We start from the raw sequence: 23,007 nt of genomic DNA, 5'->3' as shown, positions 1-23,007 counted from the left end.
CTCACTTCGCCGCGTCGATCCAGATCCCCGGCTCAGAATGCTCCCGGATGTAGCTGACGAGGAAATCGGAGAACACCCTGATCTTGGCGGGCAGCCTGACGCGGTTCTGATAGGCGATGTTCATGGTGAGCAGCGGCAGCTGCCAATCCCTCAGGACGGGCACCAGCCGGCCGGCCGCGATGTCGCTCTGCACGATGTAGAGCGGCTGGATCAGGATGCCGAGCCCGGCGCGTGCAGCGCCGCAGATGATCTGGCCGTCATTGCTGTCGAGCGTCGGCGCGATCCGGATCGTTTGCGTCGTGCTGCCCTTGCTGAGTCGCAGCGAATAGGGATCGTTGGCGAGGTTGTAGATCAGCATGTTGTGGCGGGCGAGATCGGCGGGGTGCTCCGGCCGGCCGTGCTTCTCCAGATAGGACGGAGCGGCCGCGAGCACGCGGTGCATCTGGCCGATGCGGCGAACGATGATGTTGGAATCCGGCTCGTGTTCGCGTGTGCGGATCGCGACGTCGATGCCGGCTTCGATGAAGTCGAGATAGCGGTTTGCGCTGATGATCTGCACGCTGAGATCCGGATAGAGCGCGCGGAAGGCGGGCAGCATCGGCGCGAGATAGATCATCGCGAAGGAGAGCGAAGACGTCACGCGCAGCATCCCCTTCGGCGACAGCGCGCGGTCAGAGACGGCGTCCTCGGCTTCGGCGAGCTCGTTCAAGAGCGTGCTGCAGCGCTGCAACAGCTCCTGCCCTGCTTCGGTCAGCCATTGCCGGCGCGTGTTGCGTTCGATCAGCCGGACCGCAAGGCGCTCCTCCAGCGCGCTGAGATGGCGGCTGGCGGCTGCGTTCGACATCCGCAGGATTTCGGCGGCCTTGGACAGACTGCCGAGCTCAGCGGTTTTGGAGAAGACTTCGAGTTGGAGCAGCCGGTCCATTTTTGCGAAAAGAGGAAAAGAGACTTACAAATTTTGACCTTTATTTCCGTTTTCTGCAAGGCAAAATGGCGCCAACAAAACATCATTGCAGGCGAGGAATCAAGAAATGTCGGGCCCGATCAGGCACATCGTGATGTGGCGGCTGCGCGGGGATAGCCCAGAGGAGCGCTCCGCCGCCCGGCTCAAGGTCAAGACCCTGTTCGAGGGCCTCAAGGGCCGGATCGACGGCCTCACCCATATCGAAGTCGGCATGGACGTCAGTGCGGTCGATTACGCCTGCGACGTCGTGCTGTTCTCCGAATTCAAGGACCAGGCGGCGCTTGCCGCCTACGCCAACCACCCGGAACATCTTCGCGTCCGCGAGGCGCTGGGCGACTTGCGGATCGGGCGCTTCCAGGTCGATTATCCCATCAAAGAGACCGGCGCATGATCGGTTCGTTCACTTTCGAAAACCTGCCCTGCCGCGTCGTGTTCGGCAGCGGAACGTTGGCTAGCGCCAGGGCCGAGGTCGAGCGGCTCGGCGGCAAGCGTGCGCTGGTGCTGACGACGCCGCAGCAGAAGGCGCAAGGCAAGAGCTTGGGGGTCGCGCTCGGTCCGCTCTATGCCGGCATCTTTTCCGGCGCCACCATGCACACGCCGGTCGAGGTCACGGAACGCGCGCTCGCGGCGATGAAGGCATGCGAGGCCGATTGCGTCGTCTCGCTCGGCGGTGGCTCGACCACCGGGCTCGGCAAGGCGCTGGCCTTGCGCACCGGTGTCAACCAGCTCTGCATCCCCACGACGTATGCCGGCTCGGAGATGACGCCGATCGTCGGCCAGACCGAGAACGGGCTGAAGACCACGGTGCGCGACGCGGCGATACTGCCGGAGACCGTGATCTACGACGTCGACCTGACGCTGACGCTGCCGGCTAGCTTAGCTGCGACATGCGGCATCAACGCGATCGCGCATGCGGTCGAGGCGCTCTACGCGCGGGATGCCAATCCCGTGACGTCGCTGATGGCGGAAGAAGGCATCCGCGCGCTGGCGCGCGCTTTGCCCGCCATTGCCGCCAAAAGCGACGACCGCGAGGCCCGCACCGAGGCGCTCTATGGCGCCTGGCTGTGCGGAGTCTGTCTCGGCACGGTCGGCATGGCGCTGCATCACAAGCTCTGCCACACGCTCGGCGGGACGTTCGACCTGCCGCACGCCGAGACGCACACCATCGTGCTGCCGCACGCGCTGGCGTACAACGCACCGGCCGTGCCCGATGCGATGGCGCGGATTGCGCGCGCGATCGGCGCGGCCGATGCATCGCACGGACTTTTCGATCTTGCCAAGCGACTGGGGGCGAAACTCGCGCTGCGCGACGTCGGCATGCCCGAGAGCGGCATCGACAAGGCGGCCGATCTCGCCGTCACCAACGCCTATTGGAACCCGCGCCCGCTCGAGCGTGGCGCCATTCGCGACTTGATTGCACGCGCCTGGGCCGGCGAGCCGCCAAGCGCCGTCAAAGCGGCGGCGTGAGGCGATGCGGCGCACGCTGATCAAATCGGCGATCGTCATCAGCATGGATGACGCGATCGGCGATCTCTTGACCGGCGATGTGCTGGTCGAGGGCAGCCGGATCGTCGATGTGCGCCCGTCGATCGACGTTGCGGCCGACACGGTGGTCGTCGACGGCGCGGGCCGCATCGTCATTCCCGGCCTGATCAACGCGCATATGCACACCTGGCAGACGGGCTTGCGCGGCTTTGCCGCGAACTGGACGCTGCTGGAATATTTCCGCCGCATGCACGCGGGCCTTGCCACCGTGTTCCGGCCCGACGACATCTACATCGCGACTCTTGTCGGCGCGCTGAACCAGATCAACCACGGCGTCACCACGCTGGTCGACTGGTGCCACAACAACCCGACGCCCGATCATACCGACGCCGCCGTGCGCGCCCTGATCGAAAGCGGCATCCGCGCCGCGTTCTTCCACGGCTCGCCGAAACCCGAGCCGAAGCCGGGCGAGCCGCATTTCTCGGAAGTGCCGCATCCGCGCCGCGAGGTCGAGCGGCTGCTGGCAGGTCCCCTCGCCGACCGCGACGGACTCGTCACGCTTGGGCTCGCCATTCTCGGACCGCATTATTCGACGCTCGATGTCGCCATGCACGATTTCCGCCTGGCGCGGGAGCTGAACCTGATTGCATCCATGCATCAGGGCGGCGGCCCGGCCAAGACGCCCGGCGGCTGGGAGAAGCTGCTCGAGGCCGGCCTGGTCGGCCCCGGCATCAACATCGTCCATGGCAACGATTTGCCTGATGATCTGCTCGATCGTCTCGTGGGTTTCGGCGTGTCGTTCTCGGTGACGCCCGAGAACGAGATGATCCAGGGCCATGGCTTTCCGATCACCGGCCGCCTTCTGAAGCGCGGTGTCCGGCCGACGATCGGCATTGATCTCGAATCCGTGCTGGCCGGCGATCTGCTCTCCGCCGCGCGCGTTGCGCTGTCGATGCAGCGGGCGCTCGACAATGCGGAGGCGCGGAAGGCCAGCGGCACGATCCCGGCGACGACCACGGTTCTGCTACGCGAAGCGCTGCGCTGGATCACGACGGAAGGCGCCCGCATGCTCGGGCGCGAGCACCAGATCGGCTCGCTGACGCCGGGCAAGCTCGCCGACCTCGTGATCATCAACGCCTCCGATCTCAATCTCCATCCGGTGCACGATCCCGTCGCGACCGTCGTGATGCAGACGAGCCTCGCCAACATCGAGTCCGTCATGATCGGCGGCGCCTGGAAGAAGCGGAACGGCCGGCTACTGGTCGAGGGACTCGAGACGAAGAAGGAGCTGCTGGCGCAATCCGGCCGGCGGCTGGTACAGGACATCGAACGACAGGGACGCGCCGCCTGAAGGCGCCAATGGACAAGAACAATGACTGACGCTCTAAAAACAGTTGCTTTCATCGGAATCGGCAAGATGGGCCTGCCGATGTCGGTACTCGTCGCGAAAGCCGGCTACAGCGTCACCGCGTTCGACCAGAGCGCGGCGCGCATCAGCGAGGCTCGCGCGCAGGACATTGCGATTGCCGCCTCGCCCGCCGAGACCGTGAGTGGCAAGGCCGCCGTGATCACCTCCCTGCCCGACGACGCCGCTTTGCGCGGCGCGCTGCTCGGCCGCGCCGGCCTGATCGCCGCGATGGCACCCGGGGCCGTTCTGATCGAGACCAGCACCGTGAGCGTCGAGGCGTCCACCGAAGTTGCGGCCGCAGCACAGGCGCGCAGCATTGCCTATCTGCGCTCGCCCGTCTCCGGCAATGCCAGTATCGTTCACACCGGCGCGCTGACCTGCTTCGTGTCGGGGCCGAAGGACGCGTTCGAGAGCGCAAAGCGTCTGTTCGCAGCTTTCACCCGCGCCCAGAACTATCTCGGCCCCGCCGAGGAAGCGCGCTACGCAAAACTCTCGGTCAATCTGATGATCGCGGTGTCGGCGGCGATGATGGCCGAAAGCCTGGCGCTGGCGCGCAAGGGCGGCATCGCCTGGCAGGACATCCTGAAGGTGCTCGACGACAGCGCAGTTGCCTCGCCGATGGTGAAGTACAAGACTGCGCCGCTGCGGACCCGCGATTTCGAGTCCACCTTCTCCTGCAAGCAGATGGCCAAGGATCTCGACCTGATCCTGGGTGCCGGCCACGCCGTCGGCGTGCCGCTGCAGCTCGCCGCGCAAGTGCGCGAGACCTATGGCGCGCTGGTCGCCCAGGGCGACGGCGACACCGACTTCATTGCGACCGTCAAGCATCTCGAACGGCTGTCCGGCCTCGGCGAACCAAAACTCTGATCGCGGAGATACACATGCGTAACTTCAACGAAAACACGATCACAGACGCGGTGCTGGAGCGGATCGCGGGCGCGACCGATCCACGCATCAAGCAGATCAGCGAGGCGCTGGTGCGTCACCTTCACGCTTTCGTCCGCGAGGTGCGGCCGACCCAGAAGGAGTGGGAGTACGGCATCGACTTCCTGACCCGCACCGGACATATGTGCACCGACAAGCGCCAGGAATTCATCCTGCTGTCGGACACGCTCGGCGTCTCCATGCTGGTCGATGCCATCAACCATCCGGTGCCCGAAGGCGCGACCGAGACCACGGTGCTCGGGCCGTTCTTCGTCCAGGCCGCGCCCGAGAAGGACAGCGGCGCTGACATCTCCGGGCCGATGGAAGGCGATCCGATGCTGGTCACCGGCTCGGTCTCGACCGTGGACGGAAGGCCGCTGGCCGGCGCCATCGTGGACGTCTGGCATTCCGACGACGACGGCTATTACGACGTGCAGCAGCTCGACAAGATCGGCGATCTTGCGATGCGCGCCCGCTTCCACACCGACGCCAACGGCCGCTTCCATTTCTGGTCGATCAAGCCGGCCGCCTACCCCATTCCGCACGACGGACCGGTCGGCGAGATGCTCGAGGTGCAGGGACGCCATCCCTGGCGCCCCGCGCATGTGCACTTCATGATCTCAGCGCCAGGTTTCGAGCAGCTGGTGACGCACGTGTTCGTTGCGGGCGACCAATATCTCGACAGCGACGTGGTGTTCGGCGTCAAGGACAGCCTGATCCGCGACTTCGTCCGTCATCCCGCCGGCCGTGCGCCGGATGGTCGCATGGTGGAGCGCGACTATTTTCATCTCAACTATGATTTCGGCCTGAAGCAGGTTGCGAGCAGCGCAAGAGCCGCTTAAGCCGGACGACAACGCAGCGGACCGACAAGAATCCGCGATCGGAGCGACCAGGGAGCTGAGGATGGGACCGCGGGTCAGCACGGGCATTTTGGCCGAGCGCCTCACCGGCATGATCGGTCCGCGCGCGAGCGTCGCGCGCGGCGTGCTCGATCAACACGGGCAGAGCGAGTCGCACTATCAGAGCCTGCCGCCCGACATCGTGGTCTTCCCTGAGGCCACGCAGGAGGTCGCCGAAATCGTCAAGCTCTGCGCCAGCGCGGGCATGCCGATCGTCCCGTTCGGCGCCGGCACCTCGCTCGAAGGCAATGCGGCCGCGATCGCCGGCGGCGTCTGCTTCGACTTCGCGCGCATGAACAAGGTGCTCAGCCTGCACGACAGCGACATGGACGTCGTGGTGCAGCCCGGCATCACGCGCAAGCAGCTCAATGCGGAGCTGCGCAATACCGGCCTGTTCTTCCCGATCGACCCGGGCGCCGACGCTTCGATCGGCGGCATGACCTCGACGCGCGCCTCGGGCACGATGGCGGTGCGCTATGGCACCATGAAGGACAACGTCATGGCGCTCGAGGTCGTGCTGGCCGACGGCCGCATCATCCGCACCGCCAGGCGTGCGCGCAAGTCGGCGGCCGGCTATGATTTGACGCGCATGTTCGTCGGCGCGGAAGGTACGCTTGGCATCATCACGGAGATCACGCTGAAGGTACACCCGGTGCCGCAGGCGATCTCGGCGGCAGTCTGCAGTTTCGACACCCTGCACGGCGCTGTCGACACCGCGATCTCCGTGATCCAGTCCGCGATCCCCGTGGCGCGCATCGAGCTGCTCGACGATGTCATGATGCGCGGCATCAACGCCTACGCCAAGCTCGGCTATCGCGAGGCGCCTACCCTGTTCTTCGAATTCCATGGCTCCGAAATCTCCGTCGCCGAGCAGGCCGAGGCCGCGCAGGCGATCGCGGCCGAGCACGACGGCCATGGCTTTGCCTGGGCCAAGGCACAGGAAGACCGCAGCCGGCTCTGGCACGCCCGCGACAACACGCTCTATGCCGGCCTCGGTCTGCGGCCCGGCGCACGCGCAATGATCACCGACGTCTGCGTGCCGATCTCGCGTCTCGCCGAATGCCTGACCGAGACGCGGCGCGATGCGGACGCGCACGGCTTCACCGCGCCGATCGTCGGCCATGTCGGCGACGGTAATTTCCACATGCTTATCCTGATCGACCCGACAAAACCGGAGGAGGCCGAAGGCGCCAAGGCGCTGCAGGCCCGCATGGTCGCGCGTGCCATCGCCATGGACGGCACCTGCACCGGCGAGCACGGCATCGGGCTCGGCAAGATCGATTATCTCTCCGATGAGCTTGGCGACGCCGTGGACGTGATGCGATCGATCAAGACGGCGCTCGATCCCAACGGATTGATGAACCCCGGAAAGATCTTTGCGAGGGAAGCCAAAGCATGAGCGACGCGCTCCCGATCGAGGTCACCTCGCCCACGCCGCTGCTGGAGCTGCGCGGCATCAGCAAGGAGTTTCCGGGCGTCAAGGCGCTGGACGACGTGTCCTTTACCGTCTACCCCGGCGAAGTCCATATGCTGCTGGGCGAGAACGGCGCCGGCAAGTCGAGCCTGATGAAGGTGCTGTGCGGCGCCTATCGCGCCGACGCCGGCGAGTTCTATTACAAGGGCGAGAAGGTCGCGATCACCTCGACCGCGGATGCGCAGAAGCTCGGCATTGCCGTGATTTTCCAGGAATTCTCGCTCGTCCCCTATCTCGATATCGCCCAGAACATCTTCCTCGGCCGCGAGCCGAAGGGCCGCATTCCCGGCACCATCGACCGCCGCAGGATATTGGCCGACGCAAGGCGCGTGCTCGACACCATCGGCTTCGACATCGATCCCTCCACCACCGTCGACAAGCTTGGCGTCGCGCAGCAGCAGATGGTCGAGATCGCAAAAGCCATCAGCCAGAACGCCCGCATCCTCGTCATGGACGAGCCGACCGCGGCGCTGTCCGACCGCGAGACCGAGCTGCTGTTCGCGCTGATCGCGCGGCTGAAGGCCGACGGCGTCTCCATCGTCTATATCTCGCACCGCATGGCCGAGGTGTTCGCGCTCGGCGACCGCATCACGGTGCTGCGTGACGGCCGCCGCATCGACGGCGTTCGGCCCGCCGACGTCACGCCGGACCAGCTGGTCCGCATGATGGTCGGCCGCAACGTCGACATGACCTACCCGCGGAATTTTGCGGACAAGCCCGGCGAGGTGTTACTCCAGGTCAAGGGCTTGACTGCCCCGACCGGCATCTCCGACATCAACATCGAGGTGCGCCGCGGCGAGATCGTCGGGCTATGCGGCCTGGTCGGTTCCGGCCGCAGCGAGGTCGCCCGCGCCATCTTCGGCGCGGATGCCGTGACGTCGGGCGAGATCATCTTCGACGGCAAGAGCATTTCCGGCGAGCCAGATCTCGCCGCCCGCCGCGGCATCGCGCTGATCCCGGAGAGCCGCAAGAGCGAAGGTCTCGCGCTGCTGCGATCCGTCAGCGACAATCTGGTGGTGTCGGCGCTGAAAAAGCTGTTCCCGAGCGGGCTGTTCGACCAACGCTCGGCCCAGCGTACCGCCGACGGCCTGATCCGGCAGCTCCGCATCGCGACACCGAGCGCACGCCAGACCGTCGGCCTGCTCTCCGGCGGCAACCAGCAGAAGGTCGTGATCGGCAAATGGCTGGCGGCCGGCTCAAAGCTGTTCATCTTCGACGAGCCGACACGGGGCATCGACATCGGCGCCAAGTCCGAGATCTTTGCGCTGATCGACCGCTTGGTGGCCGAAGGCGCGGCAGCACTGATGATCTCGTCCGAGCAGGTCGAGATCTGCCATGTCTGCGACCGCGCCTATGTGATGCGCGAGGGGCGCATCGCCGGGCACCTGACACGCAACGAATTAACCGAGGAGAACATCGTGCGACTGGGGATGCATCATGCGTGAAGCCGCGGTCGTCGCCCAACCCAATCCGCTGCAGCGCATTCCCGGCGTCGCCATCGTGCTGGTGCTGCTGATCGCGCTGTTCAGCGCGATTGCGCCCGGCTTCCTGTCGGTCGCCAACCTCTCCAACGTGCTGGTGCAGTCGACCATCCTGACCATGCTCGCGCTGCCGATGACGCTGATCATCATGACGGAGGGGCTGGACCTGTCGATGGGCGCGGTGTTGACGCTGACCTCGCTCTGCGTCGCGATCGTGTCGCTCGCGACCAAGTCGATGCTGCTGGGTTTGGGGGCCGGCCTGCTGGTCGGCACGGCCTTTGGCGTTGCCAACGGCTGGCTGGTCGCCATTCTCGGCATACCGCCCTTCGTTGCGACGCTCGGCACGCTCGGCATGGCACAGGGCCTGTCGCTGATCGTCAGCGACGGCCAGAGCGTGGTCGGCATTCCCCACAGCGTGCGCGACATCTATTCGGCGACACTGCTCGGCATTCCCGTGCCGATCGTGATGGCGCTGGTAACTTATGCGGCCTTTCACGGCCTGCTCTATCACACCCGCTTCGGCACCTACATCTTCGCCCTCGGCGGCAACCGCGAGGCGCTGCGCTATGCCGGCCTCTCGCCCAACAAGCTGCTGATTGCGGTCTACGCGATCGGCGGCGCCATGGCCGGCATCGCCGGCCTGTTGATGACCGCACGCATGAACTCCGGCCATCCCACTGCCGGCCTCGGACTCGAGTTCGATGCCATCGCGGCCGTCGCCGTCGGCGGCACCTCGTTCGAGCGCGGCAATGGCTGGCTGCTGGGTACGCTGCTCGGCGTCCTTTCCGTCGGCGTGTTGCGCAACGGGCTGAATCTGATCTCGCTGCCCTCCTCGGTGCAGGTCGCCAGCGTCGGCGTGCTCGTCATCGTTGCCCTGTTCCTCGACGGCCTCAGGAGCCGCACATGACCGACATCACCAAGGGCGCGATCGCGCCGCCCCGCTCCTTCCTGTCGCAGGACGCGATCCAGCTGTTCTATCGCCTGCTCGCAGCTTTCCTGATCTGCGCGGTGCTCGCCGTGCTCAGCGATTCCTTCCTGAGCCTTGGCAACATCCTCAACGTGCTGAGGCAAGCGAGCCTGACCTTCTTCATCGCCTCCGGCCTGACGCTGGTGGTGCTCACTGCCGGCCTCGATCTCTCCGTCGGCGCCAATGTCGCGCTGTCCGCCTGCCTCGCGGGCACCGTGATCCACAAGACCGGCTCGCCGGCGCTCGGCATCCTCACCGGGCTTGCCTGCGGCGGCATCGTCGGCCTGCTCAACGGCATCATGGTCACGGCGCTCCGCATCCCATCCTTCATCGCCACCTACGGCATGCTCTGGGTGCTGAACGGCCTGACCTATTGGTACATGGCAGGTGAGACCCTGCACGGCTTCCCGGCCGGCTTTCGCCAGATCGGCAGCGGCTATCTGTTCGGCCTGCCCATTCCGGTCTATCTGCTTCTGGTGTTCCTCGGGATCGGGACGTTCTTCGCGCAGCGCACGATCTGGGGCCAGGAGATCTATGCGATCGGGGCCAATCCGGTCGCAGCAAGGCTCTCCGGCATTCCGGTCGCGCGGCGCCTGCTGCTGGTCTATGCGGTATCAGGCACCATGGCGGGACTTGCCTCGATCATCTTCCTGTCGCGGCTCAATTCGGCCGAGGCCGACATCGGCGAGAGCCTGACGCTGCCGGCGATCGCGGCCGTGCTGATCGGCGGCACCTCGCTGTTCGGCGGCGTCGGCACCGTGTTCGGCACCTTCATCGGCGCGCTGATCCTGACCCTGGTGCTGAACGGCATGAACCTGCTGTCGGTCAGCGCCAATTGGCAGCCGCTCGTTACCGGCGTCATCGTCATTCTCGCGGTCTGGCTCGACATGAAGACCCGCCGCCGCGCGCAATGAGTCATGGAAATCCAACAAGCAAAATGAGGGATGGAGGCAATATGAAACAAGGACTGGGCTATCTGGCGCTGCCGCTGCTGATGGCGGCCGCGTTCACGAATGGGGCACGTGCCGACGGCGAGACCATCGCCGTCTTCACCAAGAACCAGACCAATCCGTTCTTCCAGACGGTGCGCGTCGGCGCCGACAACATGGCGAAGACGCTGAACGCGAAGACGCTGCAATACATCCCGACCAAGCCGGACTCGATTCCCGAGCAGCTCAGCCAGATCGAGGACGTCGTCGTGAAGAAGCCGAGCGCGATCGTGTTCACGCCGGTCGATTACAAGGCGATGGTCCCGGGGGTCGAGAAGATCAACGAAGCCAAGATCCCCGTCGTCAACATCACCGACCGCTCTGCCGGCGGCAAGTTCCTGTCCTTCGTCGGCGCCGACGATTACAGCCTTGGGCTGGAGACCGCGCGCTTCCTGCTCAAGACGCTCGGCGGCAAGGGCAACATCGTCATCATCGAAGGTGTCAAGGGCTCGCTGACCAATGTCGACCGCGTGCGCGGCTTCAACGATGCGCTGAAGGAAGCCCCCGGCGCCAAGCTTTTGGCCTCGCAGCCCGGCAATTATCAGCGGCTCCAGGCGCTCCAGGTCATGGAGAACTTGATGCAGTCGAATTCGCAGATCGACGGCGTGCTCGCGGCCAACGATGCCATGGCGGTCGGCGCGATCGAGGCGCTCGACGGCGCCAACCGCAAGGCGCAGGTGATCGGCATCAACGGCACCAAGGAGGCGATCGACGCGATCAAGTCCGGCAAGCTGCTCGCGAGCGGCGACTACAACGGATTCGCGCAAGGCTGCCTCGGCACCATGATGGCAATCCGCTCCTTGCGGAACCAGCCGGTCATCAGCGAGATCGTGCTGAAGCCGACCGTGATCACCAAGGACAATTACGGGCCGTTCGACGTACCGCTGGAGCAGCGGACCTGTCCGACCTTCGAGGAGGCCGGCAAGCTCAGCGCGAAGTAGACCACCCTATCACCCCAAGCCCGGACGGCCGCAGCTCGCGGCCGTCCCAAGAAGCCAAGCAAGAACCGAAGCAAGAAGCGGAGACAGCATGCTGTTCGCCATTCACGCCCTCGACCGCGCCGGCGCGTTGCCGACCCGGCTCGCCAATTACGATGCCCACAAGGCTTTCCTCAGCGATACCTCGCGCTTCGGCGTCAAGATCGTGATGTCGGGACCGCTCGTCTCCGACGATGGCCAGACCATGATCGGCAGCCTGTTCCTGATCGAGGCTCCCGGCCGCGCCGAGGTCGAAACCTTCAACCGCGCTGATCCCTTTGCCGCGGCCGGCATCTGGGAAAAAATCACGATCACGGGCTTCCTGCGCCGGCAGGGATGAGCTCCAGAAGCCGACAGTCAGCCCAAACCCGGTTTCATCAAGCATCAAAGCGGAATGGCTTTAGGTTAGTCGATTGCCGCGGGCACGTTCACCTCTCCCGCTTGCGGGAGAGGTCGGCGCGTTCCGGGCGATGCGAAGCATCGTCCCGCGCGCCGGGTGAGGGCTTTCTCCCCTTGGGGATTGTCCCATTGCGGAAGCACCCTCTCCCCAACCCTCTCCCGCAAGCGGGAGAGGGAGCGCACCTCCTTGCAGCGATCAAACCTCACTTCATGAAGCACTAGGCACTTCGTCGAGGTGACAGGCCACCCACTGCTCGGGTCCGGTCGCGCGCAGCGTCGGCTCCTCGGTCCGGCAACGATCGAAGACGAAGGGGCAACGGGTGTGGAAGCGACATCCCTTCGGCGGGTTGATCGGGCTCGGCACGTCGCCCTTGAGGATGATGGGATTGCGCTGGGCTCCCGGCTCCGGCAGCGGCACGGCCGAAAGCAGCGCCTTGGTATAGGGATGCCTTGGCGCGGCAAAGATCTCGCGCCGCGGCGCCACCTCGACGATCTTGCCGAGATACATCACCGCGACGCGGTGGGTCATGTGCTCGACGATGGCGAGATCGTGGCTGATGAACAGCAGCGCGAGGCCGAACTCGCGCTGGAGATCCTGTAGCAGATTGACGATCTGCGCCTTGACTGAAACGTCGAGCGCGGAGACCGCCTCGTCGCAGACAATCAGCTCGGGCTCGGCCGCGAGCGCCCGCGCAATGCCGATGCGCTGACGCTGGCCGCCGGAGAATTCGTGCGGCCTGCGGTTCAGCGCTTCCCGCGGCAGGCGCACCGTGTCCATCAGCGACGTGACACGGACCTCGAGATCCTCCGCGGATTTGGCCAGGCCGAAATTGCGGATCGGCTCGGCGAGAATGTCGCGCACGCGCATGCGCGGATTGAGGCTCGAGAACGGATCCTGGAACACGACCTGCACGCGGCGGCGCATCTGGCGCATCGTGCTCGGATGCGCGTCGTCGATGCGCTGGCCGTCGAGGATGACCTGGCCCGAGGTGATCTCGAACAGACGCAGGATGGCGCGGCCGACCGTCGATTTGCCGCAACCGGACTCGCCGACCAGCGACAAGGTCTCGCCGCGCGCGATCTCGAACGACACGCCATCGACCGCATAGACGAATTCGGTTTGTCGCCCGAAGAGGCCCTTGTTAATCGGAAAATGCTTCTTGAGGTCGTTGACCTGGAGCAGCGGAACACTCATGCCGCGATCGCTCCCTTGGCGGCGTAATGACACGCGGCGATGTGGCGGGGGCCCTTCTCTTCCAGCCCCGGCGCATATTGGCGGCACAGATCGGTCGCGAGCGCACAGCGCCCGGCAAAGACGCAGCCGGTGATCGGCTTGCGCAGATCAGGCACCTGCCCCGGAATCTCGGCGAGCCGCGTCGCAGTGCCCGCGAGCGAAGAGCCGAGCTTTGGCACCGCACCTAACAGGCCTTGCGTATACGGATGACGCGGCGAGCGGAACAGCTCGGCGACCGGCGCCTCCTCGACCTTGCGGCCGGCATACATCACCATGACGCGCTCGGCGATCTCGGCGACGACGCCGAGATCGTGGGTGATCAGGATGATGGCCGCACCGACCCGGCGCTTCAGATCCAGCATCAGCTTGAGGATCTGCGCCTGGATCGTCACGTCGAGCGCGGTGGTCGGCTCGTCCGCAATCAAAAGCTTCGGATTGCAGGCCAGCGCCACCGCGATCATCACGCGCTGGCGCATGCCGCCGGACAGCTGGTGCGGATATTCGCCGACGCGCCGTTTCGGCTCGGGAATGCCGACCAGTGTCAGCATCTCGATCGCGAGCGCCTCCGCCGCCTGCTTGTCGAGGCCCTGATGGATCATCAAGGTCTCGCGGATCTGGCGGCCGACGGTGAGCACCGGGTTGAGGCTCGTCATCGGTTCCTGAAAGATCATCGAGATGTCGTTGCCGCGGATCGCGCGCATCTCGCGTTCGGACAGCTTCAGGAGATCCCTGCCCGCGAAGCGGATGCTGCCTGCGATCCGGCCCGGCGGCTCCGGAATCAGTCGCATCAAGGACATCGACGTCACCGACTTGCCGCAGCCGGACTCGCCGACGATGGCGAGCGTCTCGCCCTCGTTGACATGGAAGGACACCCCGTCGACCGCGCGGTTGATGCCGCCGGGCGTGCGGAAATGGGTCTGGAGGTTCTCGACTTCGAGCAATGCCATCTCAATCAGCCTCGATCCATCACAGGCAACATCACAGGCTCTTGGCCATGCGCGGGTCGAGCGCATCGCGAAGGCCGTCGCCGAGCAGATTGACGGCGAGCACAGTGACGGACAGGAACGCCGCCGGGAAGAACACGATGTAGGGCTTCACCTGCCAGAGCGCGCGGCCCTCAGCCATGATGTTGCCCCAGGACGGGATGGTCGGCGGCGTACCGGCGCCGATGAAGGACAGGATCGCCTCCGTGATCATGGCGCTGGCGCAGATATAGGTCGCCTGGACCAGCATCGGCGCAACCGTGTTGGGCAGGATGTGGCGCAGGATGATCATCGGCGTGCGCGTGCCGCAGGCGACGGCCGCGTCCACATAGGGCTGTTCGCGCAAGGACAGCACGACGCTGCGGACGAGGCGCGAGACGCGCGGGATCTCGGCAATGGTGATCGCCAGGATGACGTTGCCGACGCTGCCGCGCGTCAGCGCCATCAGCGCGATCGCCAGCAGGATCGGCGGGATCGACATCAAGCCATCCATGAACCGCATCAGGATGCCGTCGGCCCAGCGGATGAAGCCGGAGACCATGCCGATGGCAAGTCCGACGGCCGAGGCGAAGATCGCCACCGACAGGCCGACCGTGAGCGAGACCCGCGCGCCGAACAGCACGCGCGAATAGATGTCGCGGCCGAGCACGTCGGTGCCGAACCAGAAATCGGCCGACGGCGCGCGGGTGCGCTTGGCGGGCGCGAGCGCGGTCGGATCGACCGTGCCGAGGTAAGGCGCAAAGACCGCGATCAGCACGAGCGTCAGCAGCAATGCGCCGCCGATCGCCACCGTCGGATGGCCGCGCAGGAGGCCGACGAAGCCGCGCCGTATCCTGACCGGCCGCAGGATCTCGGGCAGTTGCGGCGCGACGACGAGGCCGGCCGGAAGCGATTGCGGATTGACGGTGGTGTCGGTCAATAGCGGATCCTCGGGTCAACGAGCGTGTAGATGACGTCGATCATCAGATTGACGAGGACGTAGACGAAGCTGAACAGCAGGACGATGCCCTGGATCACCGGATAGTCACGGCGCAGGATCGCATCGATGGTGAGGCGGCCGAGGCCGGGGATCGCAAACACGCTCTCGGTGACGACCGCCCCGCCGATCAGGAGCGCGATGCCGATCCCGATCACGGTGACGATCGGCACCGCCGCGTTCTTCAGGGCGTGGATGAACAGGATGCCGCCCTGCCCGAGGCCCTTGGCCTTGGCGGTGCGGATATAGTCCTGTTGCAGCACTTCGAGCATGGCTGCCCGCGTGATGCGTGCGACCAGCGCGATATAGACGCAGCCGAGCGCGACCGCGGGCAGGATCAGGTTTTCGAGCCAGGGCCAGAAGCCGGAGCTGAGCGGCGTGTAGCCCTGCACCGGCAGCCATTCCAGCTCCAGCGCGAAGATGTAGGCGAGCATGTAGCCGACCACGAAGACGGGCAGCGAGAATCCGAACACGGCAAAGCCCATGATGACGCGATCGATCAAGCTGCCGGCCTTCCATGCCGCCACCACGCCGAGCGGCACCGCCACCACGACCGTCAGCAGCAGCGTGACGATCATCAGCGACAGCGTCGGTCCGAGACGCTGCGCGATCATCGCCGAGACCGGCAGGTTGGTGAAGATCGAGGTGCCGAGATCGCCGTGCAGGATGCGCCAGACCCAGCTTCCGAACTGGATCAGGAAAGGCCGGTCGAGGCCGAGGCTCTGGCGGATGCGCTCCACATCCTCCGGGCTCGCCTGGTCGCCCGCGATCACCACGGCCGGATCACCGGGCGCGATGTAAAGCAGGCTGAACACGAACAGCGCGACGATGGCCATGACTGGCAAGGTCGCGACGATGCGACGGAGGATGTAGGAGAGCATCTGGCCTCAGCGCACGATCATGCAGACTTCGACACGCCCCAGAAGAACGGCAGCGGCCCCTTGGCGACCCCGGAGACGTTCTTGCGCCAGGCGGTGTAGCTCAGGAAGAAGCCCGTGGGCGCGTAGACCACGTCGTCGAGCGCCGCCTTGTTGAGGCGACCAATGGCGGCCTTCTCCTCGTCGAGGTTCTTGGCCTCGAACCACGACGCGACCTCCTTCTCCGTGCCGGGGCTGGTCGGCCAGCCGAACCAGGCCTTGTCGCCATTGGCGCGAATGGCGGTGTAGGGAGCCGGATTGACGCAATCCGCGCCTGCGTGCCAGGTGTGGAACATGTTCCAGCCGCCCTGTCCGGGCGGTGTCTTCTGCGCGCGGCGGGAGCCGACCGTGCCCCAATCGGTCGCGACGAAGTCGACATTCATGCCGAGCTTCTTGAGAAGGTCGGCGGTGACGTCGCCCATCGCCTTGGTGATCGGCTGGTCCTGCGCGACGAGGCACGTCACCGGCTGGCCGGAATAGCCACTCTCGGCGAGCAGCTTCTTGGCGGCGTCGAAATCGCGCTTGCCCTTCAGGATCTCGCCGCCGACTTCGGTGTAGAGCGGCGTATCCGGGGTGAAGTAGCCGGGCAGCGGCTTCCAAAGCGAATTGTCGTCGCCGACGATCGCGCGCATGTAGTCTTCCTGGCTGAGCGCCATCAGCACCGCACGCCGCGCCTTGACGTCGTTGAACGGCGGATAGAGGAAGTTCATGCGGAACGAGCCGATATTGCCGAGGGGATCGCCGATATCGACGCTGATGTTCTTGTTCTTCTTCAGAACTGGAACGAGATCCGCGATCGGGTTCTCCCACCAGTCGATCTCGCCGTTCTGCAACGCGGCCGCCGCGGTTGCCGGATCCGGCATGATCACCCACTCGACGCGGTCGACCATCACCTGCTTGCCACCGGCCAGCCATGACGACTTCTCCTGCCGCGGTGAATAGTCGGCGAATTTCTCGAACACGGCCTTCGCACCGGGGACCCACTCGCTCTTGGCGAACTTCAGCGGACCGGAGCCGATATATTCAGAAATCTGCTTGAACGGATCGGTCTGCGCGATGCGCTCCGGCATGATGAAGCTGCAAGGCGAATTGTTCTTGCCGAGCGCGTAGAGCAATTTCGGGAAGGGCTGCTTCAGCACCCATTTGAAGGTCCGGTCGTCGACGGCCGTGAGCTCCTGCTGGAGCGCCTTGATCATCAGGCCCATCGGATCGCGCGCCGACCAGCGCGTCAGGCTTGCCACGACGTCCTTGCTCAGCACCGGCTCGCCGTCGTGGAACTTGAGGCCGGGCCGCAGCTTGAACGTCCAGGTCGTGCCGTCATCCGTCACCTCCTCGGACTCGACCATCTGCCGCTGCGGCTGGAATGAGGAGTCGATGCCGTAGAGCGTGTCCCAGACCATCGCAGCCGCATTGCGCACGACATATTGCGTGCCCCAGATCGGGTCGAAATTGGCGAGATTGGCCTGCGGCACGAAACGCAGGGTGCGTGCCGCCGCGCCCTGGGCGATCGCCGGGGCCGACAGGCCACCTGTCAATGCCAGACCGCCCGCGCCCGCCAGTCCCTTCAATACCGTCCTGCGATCCATGAAGTCCTCCAAGTAATGCCGTGATGCCAGCTGTTCATTGGCAAAGGGCAAGTGAAACCGAGCCCATTTGCAAGCAAATGGTATGCCACTAAATGCGGCTTCGCCAGCGGGATCTGACCGCCATTTGGCCGGTCGGGGCCTGCGGGGCTCACAGAGCGGCCGCCAGCGTCGGCCCGGTCTCGATGTGGGGGATCGCCTCGACCAATCTGCGCGTGTAGTCAGTCTTCGGATTGTCGAACAGCGCCCGGCTCTCGCCCTGCTCCACGATGCCGCCATTGCGCAGCACGATGGTGCGGTCGCACAGCATGCGCACGACGTTGAGATCGTGGCTGACGAACAGCAGCGCAATGTCGTTCTCGCGCCTGAGGCGATCGAGCAGCTGCAGCACAACCGCCTGCACCGAGACGTCGAGCGCGGCGGTCGGCTCGTCCAGCACCAGAAGCCTCGGCCGGCAGGCGATGGCGCGGGCAATGCCGACGCGGGCTTTCTGACCGCCGGAGAGCTGATGCGGAAACCGCGGCAACAGATCGAGCGGCAGTCCCACCCGCTCGGCGCATTCTTCCACCCGTTTGCGAAGCCCCTCGCCCGCGCGCATGCCGTCGAGCCGCATCAAGGGATGGGCAATGCAATCGAACGCCGTGAAGCGCGGGTTGAGGCTCTCGTTCGGGTCCTGAAAGACCATCTGGATGTCTTTGCGCAAGGGCGAACGGTGGAAATCGCGCGCCGCAACGTGCCCGATCGACTGCCCGTCGAACACGATGTCGCCCTCGCTCGGATCGATCAGGCGGCAGATCATGCGCGAGGTCGTGCTCTTGCCGGAGCCGGATTCGCCGACGAGCCCGACGCTCTCGCCGCCGGCCAGCGTCATCGAGAAGTCGGCCACCGCGGCAGAGCCCTGGTCGAATCGCTTGGCGAGCTTGCGCACTTCCAGCAGTGGCGGTGTGCCGTGTGCGGGTTCCTGCCTGGGCTTGCTGATGACGGTCGCGTAACGCTCCCGCTCCTCCTCGGTCACGAGGTCTTCGATCCGGGAGGTCGCGGTCGGCGATGCCGCAACCAGGCGCCTCGTATAGGCGTGCTGCGGTGCGCCGAAGAGCGTGCCGGGGCTCGCCTCCTCGACGATGCGGCCGCGCTCCATCACGGCGATGCGGCGGCAATAGCGCGCTGCCAGGCCGAGATCGTGCGTGATCAGGATCGTGGCCATGCCGCGCGCGGCAGCAATGTCTGCCAGCAGATCCATCACCACCTTCTGCGTGGTGACGTCGAGGCCGGTGGTCGGCTCGTCCGCGATGAGCAGCGCAGGATTGCAGGAGATCGCGATCGCGATCATGACGCGCTGGCACATGCCGCCGGAGAGCTCGTGCGGATAGGCGTTCATCCGCGCCTCGGGATCGCGGATCTGGACCGCGCGCAGCAACTCCAGCGCCTCGGCACGCGCGGCCTCTTTCGCGATACGCTTGTGGGTGAGGATCGCATCCGCGATCTGCAGGCCGATCGCGCGGATCGGGTTGAGCGCCGCCCGCGGGTTCTGGAAGATCATCGACATCGCGGCGCCCTGCAGCTGTCGCAGATCATCGCCGCGGAGCTTGGTGACGTCCTGCCCGCGAAACAGGATCTTGCCGCCGGTGACGCGGCCAGCGGCATCCAGCAGCCGCGTCGTCGCAAAGCCGGTGACCGATTTGCCCGAGCCGCTCTCGCCGACGAGGCCGAGCATCTCGCCGGCCTTGACGGTGAGCGTCACGCCGCGCACGGCCTCGACCATGCCCCGCCGCGTCGAGAACGCGACCTGGAGGTCGTCGATCCTGAGCAGGTCCTCGCTCATGTGCGCATCCGGGGATCGAGAATGTCCCGCATCCCGTCGCCGAGGAGGTTGAAGCACAGCACCGCCAGCATCAGCGCAAGGCCCGGAAAGGCCACCAGCCACCAGCGTCCGGTCGAGATGAAGCGCGCCCCTTCCGCAACCATGATGCCCCATTCCGGCGTCGGCGGCTTGACACCGAGGCCGATGAAGGACAGGCCGGCGGCATTGAGAATGGCCCAACCCAGATTGAGCGAGATCTGCACCGCCATCGCCGGCAGAATGTTCGGCAGCAGGAAGCGCAGCACCACCGAGAAATGGCTTTCGCCGCAGGCGCGCGCGGCTTCGACCCAGCCGACATTGCGGCGGACGTTGACCTCGGCGCGTGCGAAGCGGATGTAGAAGGGAAGATTGATGATCGCGGTCGCGATCACGATGTTCTCGATCCGGTTGCCGAGAGCGGCGACCATCGCCATTGCCAGCACGAACAGCGGAAAGGCCATCATCACGTCGACGAAGCGGCCGACGGCGCGGTCGAGCCGTCCGCCGGCATAGCCGCAGAACGCGCCGACGACGGCCCCGATCACGAAGGAGATTCCGACCGCGGAGACTGCGATGGCAAGGTCGAGCCGTGCGGCGATGATGAGACGGCTGAACACGTCGCGCCCGAGCTGGTCGGTGCCGGCAATATGCGCCGCGCTCGGTGGTAGCAGGGCCTCCGAGACGTTAGAGACCACCGGATCGTAGGGCACGATCCACGGCCCGAAGATCGCGACCAGGACGAACAGCGTCACGCCGGCCGCGGCCACCGCCGTGAGCGGATTGGCGCGCAAGATCCAGACCGAATGGCGAAGTGTGGCGCTGGTCATTCGATCGACACCCTGGGATCGGCGATGCCGTAGCAGATGTCCACGACGAGATTGACCAGCACGAACAGACTGGCCATCAGCAGCACGAAGCCTTGCACCGGCGCATAGTCGGACGACAGCAAAGCATCGAGCGCATAGGAGGCCACGCCCGGCCAGGAGAACACTTTCTCCACCAGCACATTGGCGCCCAGCATGGTCGAGAACACGATGCCGGCGATGGTGATGACGGGCAGGATGGCGTTGCGGAGCGCATAGGTGACGACGACCTTGCGCCAGGACAATCCGACCGAGCGCGCAGTGCGCACGAATTCGCTGCCGAGCGAGACCAGCATCGAGGCGCGCGTGATCCGCGCCAGCGGCGCGATCACGAACAGCGCCATGCTCACCGCCGGCAGGATCAACTGCCTGCAGGCCGCCCACCAGCCCTCAAAGTCGCCGGCGAGCAGGAAATCGATGCAGAGAAAGCCGGTGCGCTGCGGCGGCAGCGAGGTGAAGACGTCGATCCGCCCGGTGGGATCAGGCGCAAGCCCGAGCAGATAGTAGAAGACGTAGATCAGGAGCAGGCCCGAGACGAAGGTCGGCACGCAGACGCCGAGTGCACAGAACAGCCGCACGCCGTGATCGATGATCGATCCCGGCCGCAGCGCCGCAACGACGCCGAGCGGCACCGCCGCGATCAGCGCGATCAGCAGCGCGGTGAAGGTGAGCTCCAGCGAGGCCGGCAGCCGCTCGCGCAGGTCCTTCAGCACCGGCTGCCCCGTCATCATGGAGCGGCCGAGATTGCCGTGGCCGATGTCGGAGAGGTAGAACACGAGCTGCTCCGGCACCGATTTGTCGAGCCCCATCTGCTTGCGGATCTGCTCGATCTCCTCCTTGCCGGCGTTGGGCCCCGAAGCGAAGAACACCGCAGGGTCGCCGGGCAGGACGCGCATCAACAGGAAGGTGAAGACCAGCACACCGAATAGCGCCGGCAGCGACGACAAGAGCCGCCTGCCCGCCCGCACTACCGTTGCACCAAGACCGGTCGTCACTATTCAGCGTCCCTGCTGGCCGCGGATGTCACTTGCGGCTGACATCGCGATAATCCACCTGGCGATGGAACTCGTAAGTGTAGCCTTCGATCGACGGCGCCATCACCGCGTCCTGATTGGGCTGCCACAGCATGATCTGCGGCATCAGGTCGAAATGCATCGCGTTGAGCTTGCGGCCAGCTTCCTCGTACTTGGCCTTGTCAGGCTCGAAGCGCGCCTCCTGCGCAATCGCGGCAAGGTCCGGGTTGTTGATCGAGCTGTAATTCCAGCGCTGACTGCCGGTGTAGAAGTTGCGGTAGAAATAGTCGGTCGACGGCAGCCAGGCGACGATACCTTCGGTGAAGAACGGCAGCTTCTTCTCGTTGATCTGCGTCGACATCTGCGCGTCCGGCAGCTTCTGGATGTCGACCTTGATGCCGATCTTGCCAAGCGATTCCTTGACGAGGGCGGCCATCGGCTCGGCGGTCGCGGCCTGGCCGACATTGAAGCTGAAGGTGGTCGAGAAGCCTTCGGGAAGACCAGCGGCCTTGAGGTATTCCCTGGCCTTGTCGAGATCGAGCTTCAGCGGCTGCTGGAACGGATAGATGCCGTTCGCCGGCTTGCCGTCCGCCCAGGTCGCACCGAACAGCGGCGCCCCGCGGCCGAACAGAGCCGCCTTGAACATGTCCTCATAGGGCAGCGCGTAAGCGATGGCGCGGCGGACATTGACGTTGTCGAAGGGCGGGATCTGGTTGTTCATCGAGACGTAAGTGACCGCGTTGTATTGCGGCGTCGAGACCACCTTGAGCTTGCCCTTGGCCTCCAGCGACTGCACGTCGCTCGCCTGCAGGTCGAGCACGAGATCGGCATCGCCGCGCTCGACGAGGTTGGCGCGCGTCGCCGGCTCCGGCACGGATTGTATGATGACGCGCTTGAAGAAGGCCGGCTTGCCCGGCGATCCGCGGTTCCAGGCCTCGTTGCGCTTGACGATCACCTGCTCGCCCGGCTTGAAGCTCTCGACCGCATAGGCGCCACTGCCGGCGGTGTGCTCCTTCAGCCAGGCCGTGGCCCAGGGATCGTCAGCCGTCGCGTGCTCTTTCGCCACTTTCGAGTTGATGATCATCGGATAGACGGTGGCAAGATTGGGCAGCGCAAGCTTGTCGGGTTTTGGCAGCGTCACCTCGATGGTGAGGGGATCGATCACCTTGAACTGATCGGCCGACGTCAGCGAGCCCGTCAGCAGCTGCGCCTTGCCGAGGATCGGCGCGGTGACGCAGCGGTCGAGCGACCACTTCACGTCCTCGGCCGTGACGGGCGAGCCGTCCTGGAATTTTGCATCCTTGCGCAGGCGGAAAGTGATCTTCAGGCCGTCGGGACTGACGTCGTAGGATTCGGCGAGCTCGCCGGTGATCGTGTCGAGGTCGAACACCCATTTGCCGTTGAGCTGCTTGCGGCCGAATGCCACCAGCCGGTCATAGGTGCTCATGCTCAGCGCGAAGGATTCGCGGGTCGAGCCGGGAATGTTGGGATCGAGCGTGTTGACGGATGCGCCGGTGACGTAGCGCAAGGTCTCTGCCCTCGTTTGCGCTTGCGACGGCGCGGTGGCGATGAGCACCAGCGCAGTGGTAGCGAGAACTGAGGTCGCCAGCCTGAAAGACACAAAACGCATT

The 23,007-nt window shown here is 65.4% G+C and carries 21 protein-coding genes; 11 read left to right on the top strand and 10 right to left on the bottom strand.

What is annotated here, in order from left to right; translation table 11 throughout:
- Position 1: 1 nt before the first annotated feature.
- Positions 2-925 carry a LysR family transcriptional regulator gene (locus N2604_RS17185; RefSeq protein ID WP_260375795.1) on the bottom strand — a complete coding sequence of 308 codons (924 nt, stop codon included), beginning with the start codon at positions 923-925 and terminating at the stop codon, positions 2-4.
- Positions 926-1,031: 106 nt separating this feature from the next.
- On the opposite strand from N2604_RS17185, the gene N2604_RS17180 reads away from it, so the two are divergent.
- The 11 genes from N2604_RS17180 to N2604_RS17130 all read left to right on the top strand — a co-directional run bounded on the left by N2604_RS17180 (position 1,032) and on the right by N2604_RS17130 (position 11,908).
- The gene (locus N2604_RS17180; RefSeq protein WP_260375794.1) at positions 1,032-1,355 is read left to right on the top strand and encodes a Dabb family protein; all 324 of its coding nucleotides are present in this window, start codon (positions 1,032-1,034) and stop codon (positions 1,353-1,355) included.
- Complete coding sequence (locus tag N2604_RS17175) at positions 1,352-2,431, top strand: maleylacetate reductase (RefSeq protein WP_260375793.1); 1,080 nt, start codon at positions 1,352-1,354, stop codon at positions 2,429-2,431. Before N2604_RS17180 ends, N2604_RS17175 begins: the two co-directional genes overlap by 4 nt.
- Before the next feature lie 4 nt (positions 2,432-2,435).
- Positions 2,436-3,800, top strand: coding sequence for an amidohydrolase family protein (locus tag N2604_RS17170; protein WP_260375792.1), 1,365 nt, complete (start codon positions 2,436-2,438; stop codon positions 3,798-3,800).
- A 21-nt stretch (positions 3,801-3,821) separates the two neighbouring features.
- On the top strand, positions 3,822-4,724 hold the full coding sequence (locus N2604_RS17165) for an NAD(P)-dependent oxidoreductase (RefSeq protein ID WP_260375791.1): 903 nt from the start codon (positions 3,822-3,824) through the stop codon (positions 4,722-4,724).
- A gap of 14 nt (positions 4,725-4,738) precedes the next feature.
- Entirely contained in the window at positions 4,739-5,623 is an 885-nt protein-coding gene (locus N2604_RS17160; protein ID WP_260375790.1) for an intradiol ring-cleavage dioxygenase, read from the top strand.
- A 61-nt stretch (positions 5,624-5,684) separates the two neighbouring features.
- On the top strand, positions 5,685-7,079 hold the full coding sequence (locus N2604_RS17155) for an FAD-linked oxidase C-terminal domain-containing protein (protein WP_260375789.1): 1,395 nt from the start codon (positions 5,685-5,687) through the stop codon (positions 7,077-7,079).
- On the top strand, positions 7,076-8,599 hold the full coding sequence (locus N2604_RS17150) for a sugar ABC transporter ATP-binding protein (protein ID WP_260375788.1): 1,524 nt from the start codon (positions 7,076-7,078) through the stop codon (positions 8,597-8,599). The genes N2604_RS17155 and N2604_RS17150 overlap by 4 nt, the downstream gene beginning before the upstream one ends.
- Positions 8,592-9,542, top strand: coding sequence for an ABC transporter permease (locus N2604_RS17145; protein WP_260375787.1), 951 nt, complete (start codon positions 8,592-8,594; stop codon positions 9,540-9,542). The genes N2604_RS17150 and N2604_RS17145 overlap by 8 nt, the downstream gene beginning before the upstream one ends.
- Positions 9,539-10,516 (top strand): ABC transporter permease, encoded by a 978-nt coding sequence (locus N2604_RS17140; RefSeq protein WP_260375786.1) that lies wholly within the window; start codon positions 9,539-9,541, stop codon positions 10,514-10,516. Before N2604_RS17145 ends, N2604_RS17140 begins: the two co-directional genes overlap by 4 nt.
- Positions 10,517-10,557: 41 nt before the next feature.
- A complete protein-coding gene (locus tag N2604_RS17135) occupies positions 10,558-11,532 on the top strand; it encodes a sugar ABC transporter substrate-binding protein (RefSeq protein WP_260375785.1) in 975 nt (324 codons plus the stop codon).
- Between the two features lie 88 nt (positions 11,533-11,620).
- Positions 11,621-11,908 carry a YciI family protein gene (locus tag N2604_RS17130; RefSeq protein WP_260375784.1) on the top strand — a complete coding sequence of 96 codons (288 nt, stop codon included), beginning with the start codon at positions 11,621-11,623 and terminating at the stop codon, positions 11,906-11,908.
- Between the two features lie 267 nt (positions 11,909-12,175).
- On the opposite strand, the gene N2604_RS17125 is transcribed toward N2604_RS17130, so the two are convergent.
- From N2604_RS17125 to N2604_RS17085, 9 genes are all read right to left on the bottom strand, one after another.
- A complete protein-coding gene (locus tag N2604_RS17125; protein ID WP_260375783.1) occupies positions 12,176-13,162 on the bottom strand; it encodes an ABC transporter ATP-binding protein in 987 nt (328 codons plus the stop codon).
- Positions 13,159-14,148 carry an ABC transporter ATP-binding protein gene (locus tag N2604_RS17120; RefSeq protein WP_260375782.1) on the bottom strand — a complete coding sequence of 330 codons (990 nt, stop codon included), beginning with the start codon at positions 14,146-14,148 and terminating at the stop codon, positions 13,159-13,161. Before N2604_RS17120 ends, N2604_RS17125 begins: the two co-directional genes overlap by 4 nt.
- A 31-nt stretch (positions 14,149-14,179) precedes the next feature.
- Positions 14,180-15,103: an ABC transporter permease gene (locus N2604_RS17115; RefSeq protein WP_260375781.1), complete on the bottom strand. Its 924-nt coding sequence runs from the start codon at positions 15,101-15,103 to the stop codon at positions 14,180-14,182.
- Entirely contained in the window at positions 15,100-16,041 is a 942-nt protein-coding gene (locus N2604_RS17110) for an ABC transporter permease (RefSeq protein ID WP_260375780.1), read from the bottom strand. Before N2604_RS17110 ends, N2604_RS17115 begins: the two co-directional genes overlap by 4 nt.
- A 17-nt stretch (positions 16,042-16,058) precedes the next feature.
- The gene (locus tag N2604_RS17105; protein ID WP_260375779.1) at positions 16,059-17,663 is read right to left on the bottom strand and encodes an ABC transporter substrate-binding protein; all 1,605 of its coding nucleotides are present in this window, start codon (positions 17,661-17,663) and stop codon (positions 16,059-16,061) included.
- Between the two features lie 148 nt (positions 17,664-17,811).
- Positions 17,812-19,482: an ABC transporter ATP-binding protein gene (gene nikE / locus N2604_RS17100; protein WP_260375778.1), complete on the bottom strand. Its 1,671-nt coding sequence runs from the start codon at positions 19,480-19,482 to the stop codon at positions 17,812-17,814.
- Positions 19,479-20,327, bottom strand: a complete 849-nt coding sequence (locus N2604_RS17095) for an ABC transporter permease (protein ID WP_260375777.1) — start codon at positions 20,325-20,327, stop codon at positions 19,479-19,481. The genes nikE and N2604_RS17095 overlap by 4 nt, the downstream gene beginning before the upstream one ends.
- Positions 20,324-21,358, bottom strand: coding sequence for an ABC transporter permease (locus tag N2604_RS17090; RefSeq protein WP_260375776.1), 1,035 nt, complete (start codon positions 21,356-21,358; stop codon positions 20,324-20,326). Before N2604_RS17090 ends, N2604_RS17095 begins: the two co-directional genes overlap by 4 nt.
- Before the next feature lie 28 nt (positions 21,359-21,386).
- On the bottom strand, positions 21,387-23,006 hold the full coding sequence (locus N2604_RS17085; RefSeq protein ID WP_260375775.1) for an ABC transporter substrate-binding protein: 1,620 nt from the start codon (positions 23,004-23,006) through the stop codon (positions 21,387-21,389).
- Between the last annotated feature and the right edge of the window lies 1 nt (position 23,007).

The sequence above is a fragment of the Bradyrhizobium sp. CB1015 genome, from assembly GCF_025200925.1.
Classification (GTDB): domain Bacteria; phylum Pseudomonadota; class Alphaproteobacteria; order Rhizobiales; family Xanthobacteraceae; genus Bradyrhizobium.
The sequence above is the reverse complement of the archived record's forward strand: the minus strand, read 5'-3'. Positions and strand labels throughout refer to the sequence as shown.